This is a genomic window from Streptomyces sp. NPDC055815, assembly GCF_053616475.1.
The window spans coordinates 1-2,760 of the sequence record NZ_JBSHDU010000175.1; the positions used below are offsets into that span (position 1 = coordinate 1).

The following is a 2,760-nucleotide window of genomic DNA, read 5'->3' on the forward strand; positions in this document are numbered from 1 at the left end:
GAGTCGGGTGCGTGCGGTGCTGGGTGTGGAGGTGGCGCTGCGGACGCTGTTCGAGGCGCCGACGCCGGCCGGTCTGGCCTCGCTGCTGGCGGAGGCGGGTGAGGCACGACCGGCGTTGGTCGCGGGGGCGCGGCCGGAACGCGTACCCCTGTCGTTCGCGCAGCGCCGGCTGTGGTTCATCGGTCAGTTGGAAGGACCGAGCCCCACGTACAACCAGCCGGTGGCGCTTCGGCTGTCCGGCCGGTTGGACCGGGAGGCGCTGGGGGCGGCGCTGGTTGATGTGCTGGGTCGGCATGAGGTGCTGCGGACGGTGTTCGCGGTGTCCGAGGGTGAGCCGTACCAGCGGATCCTGCCGGTGGATGAGTGCGGGTTCGAGCTGGCCTTCGCGGAGGTGGGTGCGGAGGAGCTGGCGGGAGCGGTCGCCGAGGCGCGGACGTACGCCTTCGACCTGGCGACGGAGATCCCCCTGCGGGCGTGGCTGTTCGAGACCGGCGCGGATGAGCACGTGGTGGTCGTCGTCGTGCATCACATCGCGGGCGACGGCTGGTCGATGGCGCCGTTCGCGCGGGACGTCTCGGTGGCTTACGCGGCACGGTGTGTGGGGCGGGAACCGGAGTGGTCCGCGCTGCCGGTCCAATACGCGGACTATGCGTTGTGGCAGCGGGAGCTGCTGGGTGACGAGGGTGACCCGAGCAGTCTGCTGTCGCGTCAGGTGGACTTCTGGCGTGAGGCGTTGGCCGGTGCGCCGGAGGAACTGGTGCTTCCGACCGATCGCCCGCGGCCGGCCGTGCGTTCGCCGCGTGGGTACCAGGCGGCCGTGGAGGTGCCGGCTGGGGTGCATGCGCGGTTGCGTGAGGTGGCGCGTGAGCGTGGTGTGACGGTGTTCATGGTGTTGCAGGCGGCGCTTGCGGTGACGTTGTCGCGGTTGGGTGCGGGGACGGACATTCCGATCGGTTCGGGGATTGCCGGGCGGACGGATGAGGCGCTGGATGAGTCGGTCGGGTTCTTCGTCAATTCGTTGGTGATCCGGACGGATCTGTCGGGGGATCCGTCGTTCGGTGAGGTGTTGGAGCGGGTGCGGGAGGCCGGCCTGCGTGCTTTTGAGCATCAGGATGTGCCGTTCGAGCGGTTGGTGGAGGAGTTGGCGCCGTCGCGTTCGATGGCGCGGCATCCGTTGTTCCAGGTGTGGCTGGCGTTGCAGAACATGGAGCAGGCGGTTCTGGATCTGCCGGGTCTTGAGGCGTCGGGGCTGGCGTCGGGTGGTGGGACGACGGCGGTGAAGTTCGACCTCGACGTCATGGCCAGCGAAGTCTTCGACGCCGAAGGTGCCCCGGCGGGCGTAAGGGGTGCGGTGATCGCGGCTGCCGATCTCTTTGACGCGGGGTCGGCTGCGCGGATCGCGGAGCGTTGGGTTCGGGTGTTGTCGGCGGTGGTCGGGGATCCGTCGGTGCGGGTGAGCGCGGTGGATGTGCTGGATGCGGCCGAGCGTGAGCAGTTGTTGGTGGGGTGGAACGACACCGCGGCTGAGGTCGGGGTGGCGACGGTTGCGGAGCTGTTCGCGGCGCAGGTGGCGCGCGAGCCGGATGCGGTGGCGGTGGTCGACGGGGCTGTGGAGCTGTCGTACGGGGAGGTGGATGCGCGGGCGAATCGGTTGGCGCGCTATCTGACTGGCCTGGGAGTGGGGCCGGAGTCCGCTGTGGGGGTCTGCCTTGAGCGTGGCGTGGATCTGCAGGTGGCGTTGTTGGGGGTGTTGAAGGCTGGGGGTGCGTATGTGCCGTTGGATCCGGAGCATCCGGTGGAGCGGCTTGCGTATGTGGTGGGGGATGCGGGGCTGGGGGTGGTGCTGACGTCCCAGGTGCTGGCGGGGGTGGTGCCGGTGCCGGGTGAGGTGCGGCGGGTGGTGGTGGATGAGCTTGCGGTGGCGGGGGAGATCGCGGGTCTGGATGGCTCGGCGGTGGTGTGTGGGGGGCTTCGGGCGGAGCATCCGGCGTATGTGATCTACACGTCGGGGTCGACGGGGCGGCCGAAGGGCGTGGTGGTCTCGCATGTGGGTGTGGCGGGTCTGGTGGCCGGTCAGGTGCGGGAGTTGGGTGTGGGTCCGGGCTCGAGGGTGGGGCAGTTCGCGTCGGCTGCTTTCGACACTTTCGGGTGGGAGTGGTTGATGGCGTTGCTGTCGGGTGCGGCCCTTGTGGTGGTGCCGGGGGAGCGGCGGCTGGGTTCTGCGTTGCCGGAGTTTCTGTCCGAGGCGCGGGTGACGCATGTGACGTTGCCGCCGGGGGTGCTGGCCACGCTGGACGCGGGTTCGATCGGCACGGATGTGGTGTTGGTGGTGGCGGGGGAGGCGTGCCCGCCGGAGGTGATGGCTCGGTGGGCGTCGGGTCGCGCGATGTTCAACTCCTATGGTCCGACCGAGACGACGGTGGATGCGACGTTGTGGCGTTGTGATCCGGACGCGGTGGGGGTGGCGATCGGCACGCCGGTGGTCAACACCCGGGTGTTCGTGCTGGACGAGGCGCTGGCGCCGGTGCCGGCGGGTGTTGCGGGTGAGCTGTATGTGGCGGGTGCTGGTTTGGCGCGGGGGTATGTGGGGCGTGCGGGGCTGACGGCGGAGCGGTTCGTGGCGTGCCCGTTCGGTGGTGCGGGTGAGCGGATGTACCGGACGGGGGACCGGGCGCGGTGGACGGCGGAGGGGCAGCTGGTCTTCGCCGGGCGTACCGATGACCAGGTGAAGATCCGTGGCTTCCGGATCGAGCCGGGCGA

At 70.0% G+C, this 2,760-nt stretch carries 1 pseudogene; it reads left to right on the plus strand.

Annotated elements, in window-relative coordinates:
• Positions 1 to 16: 16 nt before the first annotated feature.
• Positions 17 to 2,760: pseudogene (locus ACWGN5_RS41780) on the plus strand (non-ribosomal peptide synthetase); the annotation flags it as partial.